Consider the following 22,925-nt stretch of genomic DNA (forward strand, 5'->3'; position numbering starts at 1 on the left):
ATGAAAATCGTTGATCAAAAATGCAATTATCAGTTTAATCCAATAGGTATAAGTCTGGAAAACATTGTTTTTACATGGAAGTGTGCAGAAGCACTTGGAACAAAAAGTGTTAAGACCAAATTTATCCTTGCGGAAGACGATAAATTTGAAAAGGTTCTGCATCAGGAAGAAAGTAGTGAGATAGCAAGTCCCTATCATCCTGAGTTTTCATATGATGCAGGGAAAACATATTACTGGAAAGTGTGTGTGACAGATGATGCAGGAGATTACTGTGAAAGTGGAGTAAGCTCTTTTGAAGGTGGACATCCTGACGGTAATTTTAGAGGAATGTGGATAACACCAAAGTTTTCACATGATCTTCATCCGGTTATGAGAAAAGTCTTTTCACTTACAGAGGATGAGATTGAAAAAATAAAAAAGTCCAGATTGTATATATGTGGGCTTGGATTATATGAAGCCTGCATTAATGGTGAGAAAGTAGGTAATGACTATCTTACACCATATTTTACTGATTACAGATATTGGATACAGTACCAGACATATGATATCGGAGAGCTTTTAAAAGAAGGAGAAAATACGGTTACTGTATATCTGGCAAATGGCTGGTATAAAGGTAAATTCGGCTATATGGCTCATGGGCAGATGTGTGAGTACTATGGCGATAAATTCCTGTTGATAGCAGATATGATCCTATCGGGTGATGGCTTTGAAAAGCGCATATGCACGGATGAGAGCTGGGATTGCTTGAAGTCACCTGTTGCATCTTCAGGAATATATGATGGTGAGGTTTGGGATTTTAGAAAACAAAAGAATATTTGCAGTGCGCAGGGAAGAGAAGTTTCAAAAGCGATAGCTGCAAAAGCGCCGGTCGGTAAAATAACTCCAATGATTGGGGCGCCGGTCCGCGCCCATGAAAGGATAAAACCTAGTGAGATCCTGTTGACGCCTGCAGGTGAGTATGTAATTGACTTTGGCCAGGAAATAAGCGGATGGGTTGAGTTTACCAATGAAACAGAAAAGGATAACAGAGTAGTCCTTGAATATGGCGAAGTTCTTCAAAAGGGCAATTTTTATAGGGATAATCTTCGTACTGCAGAGGCAAAATATACTTATATAAGTTCGGGAGAAAAAGACAGAGCCAGAGCTCATTTTACATTCTTTGGATTTAGATATGTAAAAGTTACAGGTATGACACTTGAGGAAATAAAAAAAGCTGATTTTGAGGCAGTGGCACTGTATTCCGACATTGCAGAGACTGGTTTCATTGAGACTTCAAATGAAAAGATAAACAGGCTTATCTCCAACACAAAATGGAGCCAAAAAGATAACTTTGTTGATATACCAACCGACTGTCCTCAGAGAGATGAGAGGTGCGGATGGACCGGAGACGCTCAGATTTTTTCTGGTTCTGCATCTTATCACATGGAGACACCTTCCTTCTTTAGAAAGTATTTGAAAGATATGCTTTTTGAGCAGAGGGAGAAAAATGGAGCAGTTCCCTATGTGGTTCCTGATGTACTTACCATTGGAAGAGAAAAAATGGCTGAGCCTGAATTTGACCTTACAGAAGATAAGTGGGGAGAGGCAGGTGCCAGCGTTTGGGGGGATGCTGCTGTAATCATCCCATGGAACATGTATCTTCATTATGGCAATAAGGAATGGCTTTCCGAGCAGTATGACAATATGAAGTCCTGGTGTGATTTTGTGATCCATATGGAGGAAGACCATTGTCAGGGTAAGAGATTATGGGACTGCGGATTCCATTTTGGAGACTGGCTATCTCTTGACGTTGAGGGCGATGCAGCCGGAATGGATAACAGAGAAGGTGGAACCGATAAATACTTTGTTTCATCAGTCTATTACATGACTTCTCTTGAGATTACTTCAAAGGCAGCAGCAATACTTGGAAAAAAAGAAGATGCGGAAAAGTATCATGTTCGTTCACTTGAGGTAAGGAAGGCTATAAGGGACAAGTATAGGACCGGCAAAGGGACTATCAGTATAAACACTCAGACAGCTTACGCTATATCCATATGGTTTGATGTTTTTGACGAAGATGAAACGGAAGCAGCCGGAAACAACCTGATAGATATTTTGAAAAAATGGAAATATCACCTTGCAACAGGATTTGTGGGTACGACATTTCTGTGCAGTGCTCTAACTAAGACGGGACACACAAAAGAGGCGTTTACACTTCTTTTGAATGAGGATTACCCAAGCTGGCTCTATGAAGTAAACCTTGGAGCAACCACCATTTGGGAGAGATGGAATTCTCTTTTACCTGATGGAAGCATAAGCGGAACTGGGATGAACAGCCTGAACCATTATGCATATGGTGCAATTGTTGAGTGGATATATACAATGGTTTGCGGCATAAGTGTTGATGAAGATCATGTTGCAGGCAAAAAAGTATGTATAACTCCGCATGTTGACGAGAGATTAAGCTTTGCGAGAGCTTCTGTTGACATGCCGGTTGGTAAATATGAGTCAGGATGGGAAATAAATAATGACGCAGTAACATATTCATTTACTGTGCCATTTGATGGTGAAGCCGTATTTGTCCCTGATAAGAAGATCACTGACATTACTTTAAATGGTGATAGTATCTCTTTTGACGAACTAGTGAAAAGAACTTTCTCAAAGGGAAATTATGAGATTAAGGCTACCTACAAGCAGTGAGAGAGCCTCTTGATCATTTTGGTGCTGACTTCTGTTTTGCAGCAGTGGAGCATTTTGGTTGTGATCTGCTCAATGAGCTGCTTGGCAGCGGTCTGACCGATAAAAAGTCGTGGAACGTCCATGGTTGTAAGACTTGGTTCAACGACGCGGCATTCGGAAATATTGTCAAATCCAATAATGGCAATATCTTCCGGGATGCGGTATCCACGAAGCTTGAAAGCTTTAAGAGCACCGATGGCGATGATATCATTGTCAGCAAAATAGCACCTGGCAATCTCGGCGCCATCATCTATTATTTCGAGCATGTCCCCCATGGCATCTTCGATGGATGGGGCAAGTTTATGAATTATGGAACGGGATTTTGACATCCCGTTCTCTTTTATTGCCTTAAAATAGCCTTCCTGTCTGGCGGCAAAATTGTAAATAGGATAGCTTGACTGCAGGTAACCGGGCTGAGTACCGGAGATACTGATCAGATATTCCGTGGCGATGTAAGCGCCTTGAGAGTTATTTATAAGAACGCTGTTGCAATCCAGCGACTCAAAATATGTATCCATAAGCGTAAGAGGGATGTGAAGGTCTATAAATTTCTGACATACCTCTTTAGTTATCTCAGTTCCGACAAGAATGATACCAAGACAGTCAGATCCTCGAAGTTCTGCAAAGCATTCGTCAAGACTGTCTGTTTTTTCATAGAAATGAATAATCTTCGTTCCGATCTTTCTTTTTTGGCATTCTTCTTTTACCCCCTGATATAACTCATCAAATATAGGAGTATAGGAAAGAATAGCGTTGTGAGTCTTATAAAAAATCACGTAGATGCTTCCGTTTAAACTGTCGGAGTTTTTGAGTTTTGTAAAGTCATACCCGGCTTCTTCCGCAGCCTTTATAACGAGCTGTCTGGTGCTTGTACTGACTCCGGGTTTATTGTTTAAAGCCATGGAAATGGCTGTTTCACTGAGATTTAGCTTCTTTGCAAGTTCTTTTGCTGTAATAGACATACCCTCACCTCTCTAAAGATAATTCTAAAATAAAGTAAAAATAAAGTAAATAATACTTTACTAAATATTGGAATAAAGTTTGCGTGAAGTTATATTTACGCTATAGAGATGATTGTTTTTTTCGTAGAGGAGGATGAGTATGGCTAGTATAAAAATTGGTTTCGCACCTACAAGAAGAAGCATTTTCAGCGCACCGGCAGCAGTTGAATATGCTAACTACACAAGGGAAAAACTAAGGAAAATGGGCGTTGAGTTTGTCGATATCGATGATATCGCTGAAGATGGGCTTCTTCACGATGACGCTGACAGAATAAAGATTGAAGAGAAATTCAGAAAAGAGAAGGTTGACGGATTATTTTTTCCACATGGTAATTTTGGAACTGAATATGAGGTGGCAAGACTGGCAAAAAACATGAATCTTCCGGTGCTTATCTGGGGACCAAGGGATGAAAGACCTGATGAGAATGGAATCAGATTAAGAGACAGCCAGTGCGGCATTTTTGCGACAGGAAAGGTATTAAGAAGGTTCAGAGTGCCATTCACATATCTAACAAACTGCAATTTGGATGATCCTGGATTTGAGCAGGGAATAAGACAGTTTATCAGAGTTTGCAATGTGGTTAAGGCTTTTAGGAATATCAGAATTTTGCAGATTGGACCACGTCCCTATGATTTTTGGTCAACCATGTGCAATGAGGGGGAACTTCTTGAAAAATTCAATATACAGCTTGCACCCATACCACTTCCGGAGCTGACAGCTGAGATGAAGGCTGCCAAGGAAGAAGGAAAAAAGGTAGCTGAGACTATTAAGTATTGTAAAGAAAACTTCAACATTTCTGTAAATGAAGAGCAGCTTGAGAATGTTGCGGCTCTTAAGGTTGCTATGAGAAGTCTTGCAGATAAGTATGGATGCACTGCAGGAGCCATTCAATGCTGGAATGCGCTTCAGTCAGAGATAGGCATCATGCCATGCGCTGCCAATTCTCTTTTGAATGAAGAGGGATTTCCTGTAGTATGCGAAACAGATATCCATGGTGCAATAACAGCACTTATGGTGGAAGCTGCCGGTATGGATGAGAGCAGATCCTTTTTTGCTGACTGGACTGTAAGACATCCAGATAATGATAACGGTGAGCTTTTGCAGCACTGCGGGCCATGGCCTATTTCCTGTGCCGGCTGCAAGCCAACAATCGGGTATCCTCTTGCCTTTGACCATCCAGGTGCAGTTGAGGCAGAAGCTAAACACGGAGATCTGACTCTCGCAAGATTCGACGGGGATGATGGGGAATATTCACTCCTTTTGGGAAATGCAAAGGGAATCGATGGCCCATACACAAAAGGAACATATCTGTGGGTTGAAGTTGCTAACTGGCCAAGACTTGAGGCAAAGATTGTGGAAGGCCCATATATCCATCACTGTGTAGGAATTCATCAGGACGTTGTTCCTGTTCTTTACGAGGCATGTAAGTATATCGGTGTTAAACCGGATCTCTATGACGATGTTGAGCAGGAAGTACTGGATAAGATACATGGAATTATTTAACTGCCAGGTGCTCAAAGAGGTGATTGATCATGAATAGAGAAAGAGTAAAAGAATTAAGTATAAAAGCGATGGACCTAAGGAAAGTCGTTCTTGAAATGATAAGAAAATCCGGCGGAGGACATATTGGTGGTGACTTTTCCGTTATGGAAACGCTGGTGACACTGTACTTTGACATTATGAATATATCGCCGGACAACAAGGATGATCCGGATCGTGATTATTTTGTAATGAGTAAAGGGCATTCTGTTGAAAGCTACTATGCCGTTTTGGCAGATAAGGGATTTTTTGACACGCAGGAGCTTATTGATACATTTTCTCAGTTTGGTTCAAAGTTTATTGGACATCCCAATAATGAGGTGGATGGAGTGGAGATGAACTCAGGTTCCCTTGGACATGGACTTCCTGTGGCGGTTGGAATGGCTCTTGCATGCAGGATGGACAAAAGACCAAGTCGCATCTACACAGTTATGGGTGATGGAGAACTTGCGGAAGGCTCGGTATGGGAAGGCTTCATGGCAGCAGGTCACTATAAACTCGGAAACCTCTGTGCTGTGGTTGACAGAAACCATTTACAGATTTCGGGAACAACAGAGGAAGTGATGACTCATGAAAATCTTCATCAACAGGTGGAAAGCTTTGGATGGAATGTTCTGGAAGCAAACGGAAACAGTATAAGTGAGATGTCGGAGGCTTTTCAAAGTGCTATGAACGTAGATGATAAGCCTACTCTTATCATTGCCAATACAATAAAAGGATTTGGTGGTGGTGATGTTATGGAAAACAATGTGGGATGGCATCATCATGTTCCAAATGATGAAGAGTACGAGAAGATTGTTAAGGCAATAGATGAAAGAAGGGAGGAACTTGAAAATGAATAAGATTCCGAACAGACAGGCTATCTGCGAAGTTTTAATGGAACATGCAAAAAGTGATAAAGATATAATTGCACTCTGTTCAGATTCAAGAGGCTCGGCTTCTATGACTCCTTTTTTTAAGGAGTTCCCGGAGCAGGCTGTGGAAGTTGGGATTGCTGAGCAGGATCTTGTTGGAATAGCGGCAGGAATGGCACATGCAGGTAAAAAGACATACTGTTTTTCCCCGGCTTGTTTTTTATCTACTCGTTCTTATGAGCAGGCAAAAGTTGATGTGGCTTATTCAAATACTAATGTTAAGCTCATTGGAATAAGCGGCGGAATAAGCTATGGTGAACTTGGAATGAGCCATCACAGCGCACAGGATATAGCAGCAATGTCAGCAATTCCCAATATGCGAGTTTATCTTCCAAGCGACAGATTTCAGACGGCAAAGCTTATTGAAGCTCTTTTAACAGATGATTCACCTGCATACGTAAGGGTGGGGCGAAATCCGGTGGAAGATATATACAGTGAAGAGAGCACACCTTTTGAGATGGATAAGGCAACTGTGTGGAAGTTTGGAGATGGAATCGGCAAGAAGATTGTGATCGTGGCTTGTGGAGAAATGGTGAGACCTGCGCTTGAAGGGGCTAAAAGCCTTGAAAAAGAAGGTATTACAGTTACGGTTCTTGATATGTACTGCGTTAAGCCTTTTGACAAAGATGCACTGATTAAAGCAGCAGAGGATGCAGACCTTGTTGTTTCTGTCGAGGAGCATGCTCCTTTTGGAGGTCTTGGATCAGATGTTGCGTCTGTTGTATCGGCGAACAAGCCTTGCAAAGTAGTGCAGATGGCACTTCCTGACGATCATGTCATAACAGGAAAATCCAAAGCAGTATTCGATTACTACGGGTTAAATGCTGAAGGAATCGCAAAAACGGTAAAGGGGAACTTATGAGTGGGCGGTATGTAATAAGTATCGATCAGAGCACGCAAGGAACAAAAGCTCTTTTGTTCGATAAAAACGGGGTGCTTATGTGCAGATGTGATGTGGCTCATAAGCAGATAATAAATGATCTCGGATGGGTTAGTCATGACCCTGAGGAAATCTATGAAAATGTAATAACGGCAGTTAAAGGAGTCATTTCAAAAGCAAATATAAGTCCTGAACTTGTGGTGTCGGTTGGAATAAGCAATCAAAGGGAAACAAGTCTTATTTGGGAAAAAGAGACCGGCAAACCCTTGAACCATGCGGTAGTCTGGCAGTGTGCAAGAGCGGCCAGCATATGCGAAAGATCGGAGATAAAAGAAATTGAGGCATATATCTACAAGACAACAGGCATAAAACTGTCGCCATATTTTCCGGCTGCCAAGATAGCATGGCTTTTGGAAAACACAATGGGGGCGGGGAAACTGGCAGATAATAACGCCATTTGCCACGGCACGATGGACAGCTATCTTGTGTACAGGTTAACAGGTGGACAAGTATATGCAACTGATTATTCCAATGCTTCAAGGACGCAGCTATTTGACATTTTTAATCTGAAGTGGGATGAGAGAATCTGTTCAGCCTTTGGGATAGAAGTTTCTAATATGCCAAAAGTCATGGATTCTGATTCTTGTTATGGCTACACTGATTTTGAAGGCCTTTTGTCTGAAAAGATACCGATCCATGGAGTAATGGGCGACAGCCATGCTGCATTGTTTGGTCAGGATTGCTGCGAAAAAGGAAAAACAAAAGCCACTTATGGTACAGGCTCATCTATAATGATGAATATAGGTGAAAAGCCCATACTAAGTAAAAATGGATTGGTGACGTCTCTTGCATGGGGAAGAGGTGGGCATGTTCAGTACGTTCTGGAGGGAAATCTTAACTATACCGGAGCTGTTATTACATGGCTTAAAGATGACCTTGGCCTCATTGAAAATGCAGCTGAGACCGAGAAGTTTGCCAATGAAGCAACCAGGGATGACGAGCTTTACCTTGTGCCGGCTTTTACCGGGCTTGGGGCTCCATATTGGAATTTCCGCGCAAAAGCAGCGATAATAGGAATGGACAGAACTACAGGGAAAGCTGAGTTTTGCAGAGCAGCCCTTGAATGCATTGCATATCAGATCACTGATATTGTAAAAGCCATGAGCGAAGATTCAGGAGTGACACTATCGGAGTTAAGAGTAGATGGTGGTCCCACCAGAAATGAGTATCTGATGCAGTTTCAAAGTGATATGGCGGGCTGTAAAGTTCTTGTCCCCAATCAGGAGGAATTATCCGGTATCGGAGCTGCATATATGGCGGGAATTGCTGCAGGTCTCTGGGATGATAGCATCCTTTCGAAATTGAAAAGAACTGTTCATGAGCCGACAATGGATGAAAAGAAAGTAAAGAGTAAATATGAAGGTTGGAAAAAGGCAGTAGAAACTGTCAATAAATGAGGTAAAAGACATGATAAAATTCAATATTCCGGATGAGAAAAAAGTAAGAGTAATTCTAGATACAGATGCAAAGAATGAAGTAGATGATCAGTTTGCGATTGTTCAGGCACTTCTTTCTGAGTCCATGGATCTAAAGGCGCTTGTAGCCGCGCACTTTGGTACAGGAAAATCAGAACATAGCATGAAGGACAGTTACGATGAGATTCAAAAACTTCTTGATCTAATGCACATGAATGGCCAGGTTAATGTTGTTTGCGGCGGGGAAAGAGCAATGTCATCGGAAGATGATCTGGTGGAGTCTGAGGGCGCCAGATTTATTGTGGAAGAAGCTATGAAAGATGACGACAGACCATTATATGTGGCATTTCTCGGTCCCCTTACTGACATGGCAGCAGCTCTTAAGATGGAGCCTCGAATTGCTAAAAAGAATCTGACTGTTATATGGATTGGAGGAAGAGATTGGCCAATTGGAGGTTGGGAATACAATCTTAGTAACGATGTTGCTGCAGCAAACTATGTTTTTAAGTCCGATGTGCAGCTTTGGCAGGTGCCTAGAAATGTATACAGAATGATGCCTGTTTCTTTTGCTGAAATGTATGACAAAGTGTATCCTTGCGGAGAAGTTGGGAAATATCTCGTTGAGAATGTAATTGCTTTTAACAATGAAGATAAAGCACGCCCAATTGAATACAGATGTCTGGGCGATTCTCCTGCTGTGGGAATCATTATGTTCAATGATTGTGGTGAATGGGATTACAAGCCAGCACCTTCATTTGATGAAAAGATGAATTATATTCATGAGGGTAAATACAGACCTATTAAGGTTTATAAGAATATCGATAACAGATTTATTCTGGAGGATTTCTTTGCGAAATTGAGACTTTTTACGTCTTAATTTTGAACATTCTGTGAAAAATAAAAAATAAATAAAAACTTGATTACAATCAATGTTCACTCTATGACTAGGTGTTAAGATATGCTTCGTAAACATTAGTGATAAATAATTAACAAACAATTTTATTGGTTTGAGAGGAGTATATGATGAACGAAGCATGGAGAGGGTTTAAAGGAACCCACTGGCTGGATGATGTAAATGTTAGAGACTTCATCCAGAACAACTACACACCATATGATGGAGATGAAAGCTTCCTTGCTGATGCTACAGATGCTACAAACAAGCTCTGGGGCAAGTTACAGGAGCTTCAGAAGCAGGAACGTGAAAAGGGCGGCGTTCTCGAGTGCGAGACAGAAGTTGTATCAAGCCTTACAGCTTATGGCCCTGGATACATCGATGAGTCTATGAAGGACCTTGAGCAGATCGTTGGTCTTCAGACAGACAAGCCACTTAAGAGAGCATTCATGCCTTACGGTGGAATCAAGATGGCAGAAGAAGCTGCTGAGACATATGGTTACAAGGTAAATGAGAAGTTCCACAAGATCTTCACAGAGTACCACAAGACACACAACCAGGCAGTATTTGATGCTTACACACCTGAGATGAGAGCTGCCAGACACAGCCACATCGTAACTGGTCTTCCAGATACATACGGCCGTGGACGTATCGTAGGCGACTACAGAAGAGTAGCTCTTTACGGTATTGATTACCTCATCAAGAAAAAGCAGGAAGATTTCAACAACTGCGGTGATGGCACAATGCTTGATCACATCATTCGTCAGAGAGAAGAGATCTCAGAGCAGATCAGAGCTCTTAAGGGAATGAAAGAAATGGCTGCTGTATACGGATTCGATATTTCACAGCCAGCTAAGAATGCAAAAGAGGCTGTTCAGTGGCTTTACTTTGGATATCTTGCAGCTATCAAGACTCAGAACGGTGCTGCTATGTCTGTTGGACGTGTTTCAACATTCCTTGATATCTATATTGAGAGAGATATTAAAGAGGGAACTCTTACAGAGTCACAGGCTCAGGAGCTTATCGACCACATGACAATGAAGTTCAGAATGGTTAAGTTTGCTCGTATCCCTTCATACAACAACCTCTTCTCAGGAGACCCGGTTTGGGCAACACTTGAGGTTGGTGGACTTGGTATGGATGGTCGTCACATGGTTACAAAGAACGACTTCAGATTCCTCCACACACTTGAGAACATGGGACCTTCACCAGAGCCTAACCTTACTGTTCTTTACACATCAAAGCTTCCAGCTACTTTCAAGAAGTATGCTGCTAAGATTTCAGTTACAACATCTTCAATCCAGTACGAGAACGATGATGTTATGAGACCTATCTGGGGCGATGACTACAGCATCTGCTGCTGCGTATCTGCTACACAGACTGGTAAAGAAATGCAGTTCTTCGGAGCCAGAGCAAACCTTGCTAAGTGTCTTCTTTACGCTATCAACGGTGGTAAGGATGAGAAGTTCCTTACAAAAGATGGTCAGCACATGCAGGTAGGACCTGAGATGGCTCCTATTACTTCAGAAGTACTTGATTACGACGAAGTAATGCACAAATATGACATTATGATGGATTGGCTTGCAGGACTCTATGTAAACATCCTCAACCTCATCCAGTACATGCATGATAAATACTACTATGAAGCAGCTGAGATGGCTCTTATCGATACAAATGTAAGACGTACATTCGCTACAGGTATCGCTGGTTTCTCACACGTTGTAGATTCACTTTCAGCTATTAAGTACGCTAAGGTTTCAACTGTTCGTGATGAGTCAGGTCTTGTAATTGATTACAAGGTAGAGGGAGACTTCCCAAGATACGGTAACGATGATGAGAGAGCTGACGAGATCGCTGTATGGCTTCTTAAGACATTCATGAAGAAGATCGAGAAGCATCACACATACCGTGATTCAGAGCCTACAACATCTATCCTTACAATTACTTCAAACGTAGTTTATGGTAAGGCTACAGGTGCTACACCTGATGGAAGACCTGCATTCGCTTCATTTGCTCCCGGTGCTTCACCATCATACGGTGCAGAGAAGAACGGTCTTCTTTCATCACTTAACTCTGTTGCTAAGATTCCTTACGAGTACGCTCTTGATGGAATTTCAAACACACAGACAATGAACCCTAACGCTCTTGGTCATGACGACGAAGAGAGAGCAAATAAGCTTGTTAACGTACTTGATGGTTACTTCAACCAGGGTGCACACCACCTCAACGTTAACGTATTTGGTAAGGAGAAGCTCATCGATGCTATGGAGCATCCTGAGAAGCCTGAGTATGCTAACTTCACTATCCGTGTATCAGGATATGCTGTTAAGTTCATCAACCTTACTAAGGAGCAGCAACTCGACGTTATCGCACGTACATGCCATACAGCTCTTTGATATACTTTCTTGTGAGCGCTAAACTAAAATTCTGTGTTGCATAGCTTTATATAGAGCTCTGTAGTATTTGCAAAGACACAGTAAATAAAAAATAATTCGCCTCATTTCCTTTCATGCTTATTCAGAACAGGAAATGAGGCTTTTATTTTTTATTAACTGTCTCTATTGCTCATACTAAATCGCTCTATCTAAAGCTATGGTCACCACAGAATTTTTCTATTTACTGCTGAAGATAGTACCATTTGTGTATGAAGAACAGCAGACTGCCCATGCTCATGGCCAATCCGCGTCCCTCTTTAGAAGAGTAGTGATTTCCATACGAGGAGTTCTTTGGATGAAACGGTGCTAAGTGGTCCTGGTATGGTCTCCGATGAGCGGTGGTTTCCGAGAAGGTCACAATCAAAGATGATCGGCGTGCCATCGGGATTTTCAAATTTCTGCTCTGGTTCGAATGCAACTCCAAGGCAGTCTGTGCTTAAAACTCCGCAGGTGAAATCCTTAAGTGCTTTGTCATAATTTGTCTTAAGGAAATATTCTCCATTTTTTTCTTTTAGCTCTATGGTGACTTTAGTCTTCTTATCTACAAGCTTATTCTTCTCTTTCTTATAAACAGTTGCTCCATTGAAGTAAGCATTACCATCAACCCATACTGGAAGATGACCAAAGTGAGCTTCGGCAAGATGTCCCATATCGGGATCTTTTTCAAAGTCAAATTGATTATTCCACTCATCATAGGTTGGGAAAATATCAAATGGTGCAGTTCCAACTACCTTGTAATCTGCATCAGCGGCAGTTTTCTTTTTGTCATCTATTTTGTGCTGCTGCACAAAGATGTTGTTGTAAATTCTGTCATCACCATGAAGGATGGTCATAAAGCCTGCAACCTCTGTACGGTGACGGATATGGTAAGGTGTATATCTTGGCTCACGTTGACCGTTAACGATGCTGTCTACACCGGAATTTATAAGGCTGAAGCTTCCGAGAAGAAGATTGTGAAGTACTGCAATTCCTTCACTTGGAATAGTGATAGCAACAGGTGATAAAAGAATGTTGTTATCAATAAGTGTAGGACCATGTCCAACCTCTATAAACACATCGCTGTTAAACATGGCACCGGGACCTTGTTTTATACCATCAGGACGGGTATTGTCATGCATAAGATTTTGGCTTACTCTTGCCCCTTGAGCCTGCCAGTCAAGCCAGACACCCATAATGCTGTGATGAATATGATTTCTCCTTATTGTCACATCTATTGCGGCATGGAGCTTTATTCCTGCAGTCTCTGCACCACCAAGCTGCTGAGAGGTACATACATCATGAATTTCGCAGTCCTCAATTGTCGAGAATACTGCGCCCATTCTGCCAACTATACCTGTCTGTTCGCAGTGGTGGATGTGACATCTGCGAACAGTATGATGACCTATGTTTTCTTTTAGCCATCCGTGGTACTGACCGCGGCATACAGCGTCTCTCTCCATTTGAGTTGGGCTCTTGACCTGTCTTTTTGTAAAGTACATATCGTTTTCCGGATCGAGATACTTACCAAGAGAAATGCCACAGCATTTACTTCCGTAAATTTCGCAATCTTCAATTACCCAGCCTTTGCTCCAGTGAGGTCCGATCATTCCATCCTGATAAGCAGCAGGAGGAGCCCATGTTGTGGCAGCTTTACAGATAGTAAAGCCACTGACTGTTATATAGTTGATACCGTTTTCTTCAGGCATAAAACAATTGCGTCTTACAAGAAATTCTACATTTTCCTTATTAGGGTCAAGTCCCTGGAAATTACCATAAAGAATCGTCTCATCTCCGTCCTGTTCAGTGTACCATAGGTATTTTGCTGCATCCTGATTCCAGGCAAGAGGATCCGGATTGCCCATTTGGCATTCAGAAAGGGAAGTGGTTTCAAACATCATGCTGTTATTAATGAAAACAGCGCCTGTGTGCCTGATGATTGGAGCAAAGTACCAATCTCCGTAAACTCGTGTTGTGTATGGATTATAGTCACCAAAAATGCTGTTCTTAACAGATGTTTTCCAAAGGTTTCCTTTAACCTTAGTCCAGTTTTTGGCTTCTTCGGCACCGGTTATTACGGCAGCAAGCGGTTTTTCAGAGCGATATATTATTGGAGAATTTTCTGTTCCGGCATTTCTCGGAACTACATGTTCTCTGTATATCCCCGGTCTTACAATAATCTCATCTCCCGGCTGAGCAATTTTTGCAGCATCACCGATAACTTTAAAAGGGCGCTCAGTGCTTCCGTCCCCATCGCGAAAGGCATTGGCATCAACGTAGTAGATCATAAAAACTCCTTTCATACATAATTGACAATAAAGTTGAAATTTGTTTAACGATTAACATAGATATGTATAATATACTATGCACGAAATGCCCAAAAGTCAATGATAAATGCACAAAAATAGAATGAATAAACCGAATAATTAGTTAACTTTAACAAAAAACCTTGACAAGAGAGTTTGCTGAGCGTAATAATATACATACGTTTAACGATTTACTAAATATCACAAATGAGGAATCATAAATGGTAACACTCAAAGAGGTTGCTGAAAGGTGCAACGTGTCTGCCACAACAGTTTCTAATGTTATCAATGGCAAGGCGAAGACCAGTGAAGAAACTAAAAAAAGAATATTGCAGGTGATAAAAGAGACCGGTTATAAGCCTAACTATATTGCGCAGGGACTTCGAGTAAAAAAGACCAGAACAATTGCCATAATAGCAGAAGATATTGCGCAGTTCACTTCTCCTGCAATCATCGAGCGTATCATGGAGACCTGCGAAAAAAAGAACTATCGGGTTGTGGTTCATAATCTCAGACTTTATGACAGGTGGTCGGACACCTGGTATGGTCAGGAAGACGAATATCATTCGGTTTTGGATCCGGTGATAAAAGATATACTTTCATCTCAGGTTGATGGAGTTATATATCTGGCCGGACATGCCAGAATCATAAAGACATTTAATGCAGGCTTTGATCTGCCGATAGTTATGTGTTATGCCTACTCGGAATCTTCTGCAATTCCGTCAGTTGTCATAGACGACGAGAAAAGCGCCTATGAGATGGTTTCATATCTTATAAATAAAGGGCATGAACGTATTGGATTTATCGGAGGACGAATGGACAATATTCATACTGCTCAGCGATTATTGGGGTATCAAAGGGCCATGTATGAGAAGGGACTTTTATTTGATCCAAAGCTTGTATATTACGGGGACTGGACGAGGCAGGCAGGCTTTGATGGTGCGAGGTCATTGCTTGAGAAGAACGTCACGGCAATATTTGGAATATCTGACAGGATGACCGGAGGTGTATATGACTACCTCGAAGAAAAAAATCTGATTGTCGGAAAAGATATTTCAGTAGCCGGATTTGACAATGAAAGTATAGCGGCGTTCTTTAGACCTCAGCTTACAACAACAGAACTACCACTTGGAGAAATAGGAAGTAAAGCAGCAGAACTTTTGCTTGATAAACTGGAAGATGCGAATGGGGATTCGCAAAATGGGGATAATCCGAGGGTTTACAAGTTTCCATGCAAGATGATCATCAGAAAATCGGTTTCTGAAAGATAGTGTTTTTTTACCATTTTGGTTTAACGTTAAACCAAAGGGAGGTGTTAGGGGTGTCAAAAAAGAAGATTTATTCTCTTAAACTATTTCTGTTAGTATTACCATTCATTATTTTGGTATTACTCTTTAGCTACTATCCGCTCTATGGCTGGATGTACGCGTTTTATGATTATAAGCCGCCAAAAACTTTATCTAATTGTCCGTTTGTGGGATTTAAATGGTTTGAATCTTTGGTAAGCAGCGAGACTAAAGTGCAGCAGATCATTCAGGTTCTGAAAAACACATTTGCCATGAGTGGACTTACGCTTGGAACCAGCTGGCTTCCAATGCTTTTTGCAGTATTTCTTAATGAGATCAGAGGTGTAAAGTTCAGAAAGTTTGTGCAGACAGTAACAACACTCCCAAACTTTGTGAGCTGGGTAATGGTTTACTCAATCGCTTTTTCACTTTTTAACAGCACAGGTATGCTCAATTCCCTTTTATTAAAGTCAGGAGTGATTGATCAGCCTATTCTTTTCCTTCAGTCATCAAGTCATGTATGGTTTACACAGTGGCTTTGGCTCACATGGAAAAATCTTGGCTGGGCAGCAATTATGTACATTGCGGCTATATCAAGCATTGATGATGAGATGATACAGGCAGCCAGAGTTGATGGAGCAACCAGAATGCAGATAATCCGGCACATTACAATACCTAGTCTTTTGCCAACCTATTTCGTGCTTCTGGTGCTGAATGTGGCTAACTTCCTCAACAATGGAATGGAACAGTATTACGTATTCCAAAACGCTTTTAATAAAGAGTACATCCAGGTTCTCGACCTGTACGTTTACAACATGGCTATGGGTAGTGGCGGATATTCGGTTTCTGTAGCAATCAGCATGCTAAAGAGTCTGGTAAGCGTAGTTCTTTTGGTCATAGTTAACGGAGCATCAAAGAGAATCCGCGGTGAGAGCATACTATGATGGAGGTTTGAGATGGGACATTCAAATGAAAAAGGTTCAACAATAAAAGTAAGTGCAGGGGACAGAACAGTGGAAATTGTGTGCTATATAGTTTTTTCTATAGCAGCTTTCCTTTGCCTTTATCCTTTCTATTACATAGTTATCAACACAATTAGTGCCAATGATTTAAGCGCAAAAGGAGATATTCTTTTTTGGCCGCAGGGGATTCACTTTAAAAACTATTTGTCGGCTTTCCGGATTGATGGTCTTTTAAGGGCATTTCAGATTTCTCTGATGAGAACAGTTATAGGAACAGCGCTGACAGTATTTGCTTCAGCTTTCCTTGGATTTATGTTTACTCAGGAAAAAATGTGGCTCAGAAAGTTCTGGTACAGACTGATAGTTGCAACGATGTATTTTAACGCCGGAATCATTCCATGGTTCCTCGTAATGAAGACAATGCATCTTACTAATAATTTCTGGGGCTATATTCTTCCGGCAATCGTGTCACCTTTCAACCTGATCCTTACAAAAACATTTGTTGAGTCAGTGCCAAAGGAACTGCAGGAAGCAGCAGAGATGGACGGGGCAGGAGTTCTGACTGTATTTTTCAGGATAATAATTCCTGTAATCAAGCCTATCATGGCTACAGTAGCGATTTTTTCAGCGGTAAGTCAGTGGAACGCTTTTCAGGACACATTGCTTCTTATGACAGATACAAAGCTTTATCCGTTGCAGTTTGTATTGTATCAGTATTTAAATCAGGCAAGTTCACTGGCATCTCTTGCTCAAAGTAACACCAGCACCTCTTCACTTGCCGCAGCAGCCGCTACAACACAGACAACAACAAGTGTAAGAATGACTATTACAGTAATCGTAGTGTTACCAATCATGCTCGTATACCCAATCTTCCAGAAATACTTCGTAAAAGGAATCATGATTGGAGCAGTAAAAGGCTAACGCCCCCAAAAGGTAATGGAAGCAACCCATGCGGGTTGATATAAATGTTAAGAGGTTAAAAGGAGGAATGAAAATGAAGTGTAAGAAAATTGCTTCTCTTGCTCTTTCCGCAGTTATGGCAGCATCAATGCTGGCCGGTTGTGGAAGTAGCGGAGACAGCGCAGGGGGAACAACAAACACACAAACTCAGACGGAAAGTAAAACCGAAGCTACAACTACAACTGAAACATCTACAGGGGATACGGCTGCAGCTGCTGAAGTGTCACATGATGAAGAGTACACCGTAGACTTTTACGATGTAGCTGCAAACTTTCAGGGCGTTCAGTCCGGATGGTATGGCAAGATTGTAAAAGACAAATTTAATATGAATCTCAACATTATTGCTCCACAGGTTTCAGGTGATGGCGCAGCTCTTTACCAGACACGATGTGCAGCAGGCGCTCTGGGTGATCTTATCATTCTTGATAATGCTGATATGCAGGAGTGTGTAGAGTCAGGGCTTATTCATGATCTTACAGATGTAATTGCCCAGTATCCAAATCTTTCCAGATATATGGAACAGATTAAAGCTTTCAATGCAATGCTTGGTGATGGAAGCAAGATTTATGCCATTCCGCTTGAAATGAATACAAATGGTCCAACAGCCTATAAGCAGCTTCATGTTTATACTTATCCTCGTTTGGGATGGGATATGTACAATGAAGTAGGTGCTCCGGAACTTAAGAATACTGATGATCTTCTCAATTGTCTTGCTGAAATTCAGAAGGCTCATCCACAGAATGATAAAGGCGATCCGGCATATGCAATCAGTATGTGGAAAGACTGGGATAGCCAGTACATGGAAAATGTTGCGCAGCTTACAAAATGGTATGGACAGGAAGTTAACGGTTCCGTTCTTATCGGAACAGACAATTCAATTGCACCCCTTACAGATAAAGCCGGTGCATATTACAAAATGCTTAAGTTCTTTTATCAGGCAAATCAGATGGGACTTGTAGATCCCGATTCAGCTACACAGGACTGGAACATGATGGTTTCAAAGATGCAGGACAAGAGAGTTTACCTGTATTGGTACAGCTGGCAGTATGGATTCTGGAACACGCCTGCTAAGGGAGAAGAAGGTGTTAACTACATTGAGATTCCTGTAGCAGATACGAACCTTTATCAGCCTTCTGATACATATTATGGCGACGGAAGAGTTATTGCTGTAGGCTCTCAGGTCAGTGATGAAAACTTTGCAAGGCTTATGGAATTCCTTGACTGGTATGCGTCACCGGAAGGCGTACAGATACAGCATGGTGGTACAGAAGGTCTTATCTATACAGTAGAAGATGGCAAATATGTCCTTACAGAAGACGGACTTAATCGTTTCTCTGCAGAAGTTGCAGTTCCTGAAGATCAGGGCGGCGGAAACTGGAATGATGGCAACAACCAGATTAATCAGTGGATCGTTGCAAGCTGCGATATCAATCCTGATACAAACGAGCCTTATGGAACAGATATGTGGTCATCAACAATCAAGATGAATGAGACAAAGACAACAAAAGAATGGACTGAGAAGTTTGGCGCAGCTGATGACGTTGAGTATCTGTCAAAGAACAATATGATGACAGTAGTTCCAAGTATCAACATTGCTCTTGCAATTGATACAACTGATATAAGCCTTATCCGTAAGCAGTGTGGCGATATTATCAAGGATGCATCCTGGAGAATGGTATTTGCTGCTGACGATGCAGACTTTGAGAAGCAGTGGGATGATATGACTTCCCAGCTTGAAGGCCTTGGATGGGCAGACCTGGTAGCATTTGATACAGAAAAGTACGCTCCAATGCTTGAGGCAAGAAAAGCAGCACAGTAATAACAACATTGCAAAAACCAAAGAAACACTCTATGCTAAAATATAAGCATAGAGTGTTTTTTTGGTTTAAAAAGCTTTTTGGATTAATTTTGAGGATAAAAATATGACATATTTCACTTGCTTTTTTCTGGACAATGAAAAAGACATAATAGTTAACCTGTACAAAGAATTGGACAGGATGTACTACGTACTGACTACGCCTAATCATGGTACCGGGAATCTTATAAGAAATCTGGCGAGTTTATGTAAACTGCCACTTTCCAAGGGAGAAAATGATATGCTTGTCATCCGCGGTGAAGTGCCGTGCTTTGTTGATTCATCCAATGCGGAGAGCTATGTTTTTATGTTGGGAGGGACTGAGGTCGCCAGTATTTATCCGGACGGACGTGTTTTGGTTAAAGCTTCAATTCCTGCAATAGCCAAGACTCTTATGAGCCAGACCAAGGACTTTAAGCTTGAGCTTGACAAGACAATATTTAAGACCAGAGTTCGCAAAGACTTGAAATTCCGTGCGGACCTTCACACGCATATGAACGGAAATCTTCCGGGTGATGTGCTTATTGCATTGGGAATAGCTCATCAGATAAGATATCCTCTTTATTATGTAAAAAAACTTGATCTAAAGCTCACTCCCATGCAGTGGGAGAAAGTTAATGCCCAGAGAGAAAAGGTGGCAAGACAGTTTGTTACATCAGGACTTCAGGGAAAATATCTCGACAGACGAATCAATGACAATACGTTCATTAACTTTGCGGACCTTATCTTAAATAATCTGGATAATGCAGAGATGAATATAGTTAAAATCCGCGGTTCCCTTGCTGTTATTAAGGATGGGCAGGCCGTTTTCACAAACCTTGAGAAAGTCTATCTCTATCGCTATGTCTTTTGCAAAGGAAAAGAGAGCGAAGAAAAAATAAATCTGCACAGTGTGGATCAGATTCCGGATGAAGATGTAAAAGCTTATCTGAAGCAGATGCTCAAGGATAAAGAAAATGCTGATTACTGCAAGAACACAATCTTTCAGGATAAGCTCTTGTGGATAGCAAGAAACTACAAAGCACAGGGTGTTTATTATGCCGAAATAAGTGATACGACTCTTGTAAAAAAATACGAGTCTCTGGAAATGCTAAGACAGGTTCATGAGGTCATGCCTCATATATACAGGGAAACCGGCGTAATGATCAGGTTCCTTGCAGCTATGCGAAGAATACCTTTGACTATTGTAAAAGATGCGGTAACACCGTCGGATTACATAGAGCAGAATCTTGAAGTTCTGAAAGCCACTGCACTTGACCCATATGTTGCAGGATGCGATTTTGTTGGCGAAGAGATAAATGACATAATCACATTAAAACCGGCTTTCAAGGAGATTGTAAAGATTGCAGGTAAAGATCCAAGTTTTGTTATAAGGGTTCATGCCGGAGAAAATGACAGCCAGAAAGATAATATTGCGCACAGTATCGCCTGTGTAAAGGATTCTCTTGCTCCCGGACAGAAAATGCCGAGAATGCGCCTTGGACATGGTCTATATACCTATAGTCCGACTTCCAAAAAGGGAAAAGAAGTATTAAAGCAGCTTAAGGAAAACAACGTTGTTCTTGAATTTCAGATAACAAGTAATGTGCGCCTTAACAACCTTAACTCATTGGAGCATCACCCGCTTAAACAGTATCTTAGACAGGGAATAAGCTGTGTTCAGGGAACTGATGGTGCAGCTCTGTACGGAACATCATCTATCGATGAGCAGCTGTCGCTGGCCAAAATGCTTGGGTTATCTGATGCAGAGCTTAAGCTTATGAAAGACTCTGAAACCCGGATAATAAATGAGGCCCGCGAAGCATATTCGGTCAAGAAAGCTTCTTTTGCTGAGCTGGTAAAAGACAGGGATATGGAAGAAGTCCTTTTGGAAAAGATGCAAACTGTGAAGATTTCAAAAGGTAATTCCAAAAAGATGGCAAAACTTGACTCTAATCAGGAGTTAAAGGAGCAGATAAGCGAAATAACCTGGGACAGATTCCCGGTAATATTTATCGGAGGCAGCTTTAATACTGAGAACAGAGCTACGAGAATCAGTAAAAAAGCAACAATGCAGATTGATGAATTACTGGAACATATGAATCCGGATGAAGTGTGTTTTGTTATTGGACATAAGCTGGCAGGTTATGAAAAATATCTTTTAAGTCATAATAAAAAGGGCTTTAGAATTTATGCCGTTGTCCCCTCTCAGATGGAGAGAAAGGAAATAGACAAGATAAAAGCTTTGGGAGTACAGGTCAGAGTATCAACGGAATCTCAGGGAATGGGAATATATAAGAGCTTCAATTACGAAATATTTGAGCGCAGACCTTCTGCTGTTGTGGCATTTGATGGTAACAGTGCTGCAGCAAATCTCATTCAGGAAGCCAAAAACGGCAAAGGTAAATCAGCTATTTTTGTTTGGGAGCATTCCAAAAACCTGATGCAGAAAGCAAAATCCCTTCACGGATATGTGTATACCTTTGGAGATGAGTCAAGTTTAGTAAAAATCATGACGGATCTTCAAAAGGATTTACTAAGAGATGTCAGGCAGTAAATACTCGTGTGGATTCTCTTAGGTGGATTGTGTGTTCAACAGTTATCATAGTTCTTTTTTCAGTACCGTTAAGAAGACCATACATTGCTTCACCTGCATATACTCCCATTTGACGCGCGTCAAAATGGGCGGCAGTTATGGAAGGGTTGTGGTGTGCCAAATCGCTGCTGTCATAGCAAGCTGCAAGCAGTATGTCTCCAGGTACGGACACACCCATTTTTGTGAGGGCATCACAAGACCAACCGGCAGTTACATCATCACAGCATATTATGCCGTCGCAGCGCCTTTGCATAGCGGTTTCAACAGCAATTTTACAAGAGCTGAAGCTTGAGACGTCACGAAATATTAAATTGGGATCGGGGTCTATGCAAAAGTCGGAGATGCCCATTTTGACCCCTTCCAGCCTTTTTATGTTGACGTTATAATTCATGTTTCCGCCGATAAAAGCGATCCGTTTACAGCCATTGTTCATAAGACTTGAAGTAAGTTCCCTGCAAGCCAGAGCAGTGTTTGGTTCTACCATAACAGCGTCTTTTATTCCGGAGCCTACAACTACCACAGGAATATTTTTCTTTTTTAGATATGAATGGCTTTTCTCACCTGAAATGGCACGGGTAAATATCACACCGTCAAGTGCGCCTTTTTCTACGGCCGGAATAAGTGGCTCGTACTCATCGGTGTTACAAAGTATCAGAAGAGTTTCATAGCCGTGATCTGCCAGAGCCCCTGCGGCTCCAAGAAGACACAGGTGAAAAAATTCTGATTCATATAAAAGATCTCTTGATAAGACCACACCAACATTACCACTTTTTCCATTGGAAGGAGTGGTATTTTTTTGCCTGTTCTGAGAAGGAGAGCTGTAGTCCAGTTCTCTGGCGGCTTCAATGACCTTTTTTCTTGTCTCTTCTGAGACCCTTCCATTTCCGGATAAGGCCCTTGAAACAGTTGTGGTGGAAATATTCAATTTTTCAGCTAGTTCGTTTAACCGTATTTCTTTTCCCATAGTTTTGATTATAGTTTGGCAAATTCAAAAAGACAATCAGTTTTGCGCAAAAAAATTGAAATTGCGCGGATGATGCGCAAAATTGCGCGCAGATTATAAAATATTCGTAAATTTGATATAAAAACTTTGAATTATTTGAAAATTATTCATCTAGAGGCTTTTGGGCACAATTACTAAAATATAATC

The 22,925-nt window shown here is 41.4% G+C and carries 15 protein-coding genes; 12 read left to right on the plus strand and 3 right to left on the minus strand.

From position 1 onward, the window contains the following. Positions 1-2,679, plus strand: a complete 2,679-nt coding sequence (locus J6O61_RS09295) for an alpha-L-rhamnosidase (protein ID WP_292212264.1) — start codon at positions 1-3, stop codon at positions 2,677-2,679. On the opposite strand, the gene J6O61_RS09300 is transcribed toward J6O61_RS09295, so the two are convergent. Next, the gene (locus tag J6O61_RS09300; protein WP_292212266.1) at positions 2,667-3,680 is read right to left on the minus strand and encodes a LacI family DNA-binding transcriptional regulator; all 1,014 of its coding nucleotides are present in this window, start codon (positions 3,678-3,680) and stop codon (positions 2,667-2,669) included. The genes J6O61_RS09295 and J6O61_RS09300 overlap by 13 nt on opposite strands. A gap of 139 nt (positions 3,681-3,819) precedes the next feature. Here J6O61_RS09300 and J6O61_RS09305 point away from each other — a divergent pair, with 139 nt between their 5' ends. From J6O61_RS09305 to pflB, 6 genes are all read left to right on the plus strand, one after another. Next, complete coding sequence (locus J6O61_RS09305) at positions 3,820-5,223, plus strand: L-fucose/L-arabinose isomerase family protein (protein ID WP_292212270.1); 1,404 nt, start codon at positions 3,820-3,822, stop codon at positions 5,221-5,223. Between the two features lie 29 nt (positions 5,224-5,252). After that, positions 5,253-6,101 (plus strand): transketolase, encoded by an 849-nt coding sequence (locus tag J6O61_RS09310; RefSeq protein WP_292212272.1) that lies wholly within the window; start codon positions 5,253-5,255, stop codon positions 6,099-6,101. After that, complete coding sequence (locus tag J6O61_RS09315) at positions 6,094-7,035, plus strand: transketolase family protein (RefSeq protein ID WP_292212273.1); 942 nt, start codon at positions 6,094-6,096, stop codon at positions 7,033-7,035. The genes J6O61_RS09310 and J6O61_RS09315 overlap by 8 nt, the downstream gene beginning before the upstream one ends. Next, the gene (locus J6O61_RS09320; RefSeq protein ID WP_292212274.1) at positions 7,032-8,510 is read left to right on the plus strand and encodes an FGGY-family carbohydrate kinase; all 1,479 of its coding nucleotides are present in this window, start codon (positions 7,032-7,034) and stop codon (positions 8,508-8,510) included. Before J6O61_RS09315 ends, J6O61_RS09320 begins: the two co-directional genes overlap by 4 nt. Positions 8,511-8,520: 10 nt before the next feature. After that, entirely contained in the window at positions 8,521-9,405 is an 885-nt protein-coding gene (locus J6O61_RS09325; RefSeq protein ID WP_292212276.1) for a nucleoside hydrolase, read from the plus strand. Positions 9,406-9,551: 146 nt separating this feature from the next. Further along, the gene (gene pflB, locus J6O61_RS09330) at positions 9,552-11,816 is read left to right on the plus strand and encodes a formate C-acetyltransferase (RefSeq protein ID WP_292212326.1); all 2,265 of its coding nucleotides are present in this window, start codon (positions 9,552-9,554) and stop codon (positions 11,814-11,816) included. 296 nt (positions 11,817-12,112) lie between these two features. Here the strand turns inward: pflB and J6O61_RS09335 are convergent, their stop codons facing one another. Continuing rightward, positions 12,113-14,119: a right-handed parallel beta-helix repeat-containing protein gene (locus J6O61_RS09335; protein ID WP_292212279.1), complete on the minus strand. Its 2,007-nt coding sequence runs from the start codon at positions 14,117-14,119 to the stop codon at positions 12,113-12,115. A 239-nt stretch (positions 14,120-14,358) separates the two neighbouring features. Between J6O61_RS09335 and J6O61_RS09340 the strand changes: the two genes are divergently transcribed. The 5 genes from J6O61_RS09340 to J6O61_RS09360 all read left to right on the plus strand — a co-directional run bounded on the left by J6O61_RS09340 (position 14,359) and on the right by J6O61_RS09360 (position 21,736). After that, positions 14,359-15,408, plus strand: a complete 1,050-nt coding sequence (locus tag J6O61_RS09340; protein ID WP_292212280.1) for a LacI family DNA-binding transcriptional regulator — start codon at positions 14,359-14,361, stop codon at positions 15,406-15,408. 50 nt (positions 15,409-15,458) lie between these two features. Continuing rightward, positions 15,459-16,367, plus strand: a complete 909-nt coding sequence (locus J6O61_RS09345; RefSeq protein ID WP_292212284.1) for an ABC transporter permease subunit — start codon at positions 15,459-15,461, stop codon at positions 16,365-16,367. 12 nt (positions 16,368-16,379) lie between these two features. After that, on the plus strand, positions 16,380-17,306 hold the full coding sequence (locus J6O61_RS09350) for a carbohydrate ABC transporter permease (protein ID WP_292212286.1): 927 nt from the start codon (positions 16,380-16,382) through the stop codon (positions 17,304-17,306). 73 nt (positions 17,307-17,379) lie between these two features. Continuing rightward, positions 17,380-19,164, plus strand: coding sequence for a sugar ABC transporter substrate-binding protein (locus tag J6O61_RS09355; RefSeq protein WP_292212287.1), 1,785 nt, complete (start codon positions 17,380-17,382; stop codon positions 19,162-19,164). 103 nt (positions 19,165-19,267) lie between these two features. Continuing rightward, positions 19,268-21,736 carry an adenosine deaminase gene (locus J6O61_RS09360; RefSeq protein ID WP_292212289.1) on the plus strand — a complete coding sequence of 823 codons (2,469 nt, stop codon included), beginning with the start codon at positions 19,268-19,270 and terminating at the stop codon, positions 21,734-21,736. Here J6O61_RS09360 and J6O61_RS09365 read toward each other — a convergent pair. Continuing rightward, positions 21,726-22,739, minus strand: a complete 1,014-nt coding sequence (locus tag J6O61_RS09365) for a LacI family DNA-binding transcriptional regulator (RefSeq protein WP_292212291.1) — start codon at positions 22,737-22,739, stop codon at positions 21,726-21,728. The genes J6O61_RS09360 and J6O61_RS09365 overlap by 11 nt on opposite strands. Positions 22,740-22,925 lie beyond the last annotated feature (186 nt).

Source organism: Butyrivibrio sp., from assembly GCF_017635265.1.
In the GTDB taxonomy this organism is placed as follows: Bacteria; Bacillota; Clostridia; order Lachnospirales; family Lachnospiraceae; genus Butyrivibrio.

What these genes read in the sequence shown, in the direction of transcription:
- J6O61_RS09365 (WP_292212291.1), bottom strand. Translation starts at nt 22,739, where the DNA reads ATGGGAAAAGAAATACGGTTAAACGAACTAGCTGAAAAATTGAATATT.
- J6O61_RS09360 (WP_292212289.1), top strand. Translation starts at nt 19,268, where the DNA reads ATGACATATTTCACTTGCTTTTTTCTGGACAATGAAAAAGACATAATA.
- J6O61_RS09340 (WP_292212280.1), top strand. Translation starts at nt 14,359, where the DNA reads ATGGTAACACTCAAAGAGGTTGCTGAAAGGTGCAACGTGTCTGCCACA.
- J6O61_RS09350 (WP_292212286.1), top strand. Translation starts at nt 16,380, where the DNA reads ATGGGACATTCAAATGAAAAAGGTTCAACAATAAAAGTAAGTGCAGGG.
- J6O61_RS09305 (WP_292212270.1), top strand. Translation starts at nt 3,820, where the DNA reads ATGGCTAGTATAAAAATTGGTTTCGCACCTACAAGAAGAAGCATTTTC.
- J6O61_RS09310 (WP_292212272.1), top strand. Translation starts at nt 5,253, where the DNA reads ATGAATAGAGAAAGAGTAAAAGAATTAAGTATAAAAGCGATGGACCTA.
- pflB (WP_292212326.1), top strand. Translation starts at nt 9,552, where the DNA reads ATGAACGAAGCATGGAGAGGGTTTAAAGGAACCCACTGGCTGGATGAT.
- J6O61_RS09295 (WP_292212264.1), top strand. Translation starts at nt 1, where the DNA reads ATGAAAATCGTTGATCAAAAATGCAATTATCAGTTTAATCCAATAGGT.
- J6O61_RS09315 (WP_292212273.1), top strand. Translation starts at nt 6,094, where the DNA reads ATGAATAAGATTCCGAACAGACAGGCTATCTGCGAAGTTTTAATGGAA.
- J6O61_RS09325 (WP_292212276.1), top strand. Translation starts at nt 8,521, where the DNA reads ATGATAAAATTCAATATTCCGGATGAGAAAAAAGTAAGAGTAATTCTA.
- J6O61_RS09355 (WP_292212287.1), top strand. Translation starts at nt 17,380, where the DNA reads ATGAAGTGTAAGAAAATTGCTTCTCTTGCTCTTTCCGCAGTTATGGCA.
- J6O61_RS09300 (WP_292212266.1), bottom strand. Translation starts at nt 3,680, where the DNA reads ATGTCTATTACAGCAAAAGAACTTGCAAAGAAGCTAAATCTCAGTGAA.
- J6O61_RS09335 (WP_292212279.1), bottom strand. Translation starts at nt 14,119, where the DNA reads ATGATCTACTACGTTGATGCCAATGCCTTTCGCGATGGGGACGGAAGC.
- J6O61_RS09320 (WP_292212274.1), top strand. Translation starts at nt 7,032, where the DNA reads ATGAGTGGGCGGTATGTAATAAGTATCGATCAGAGCACGCAAGGAACA.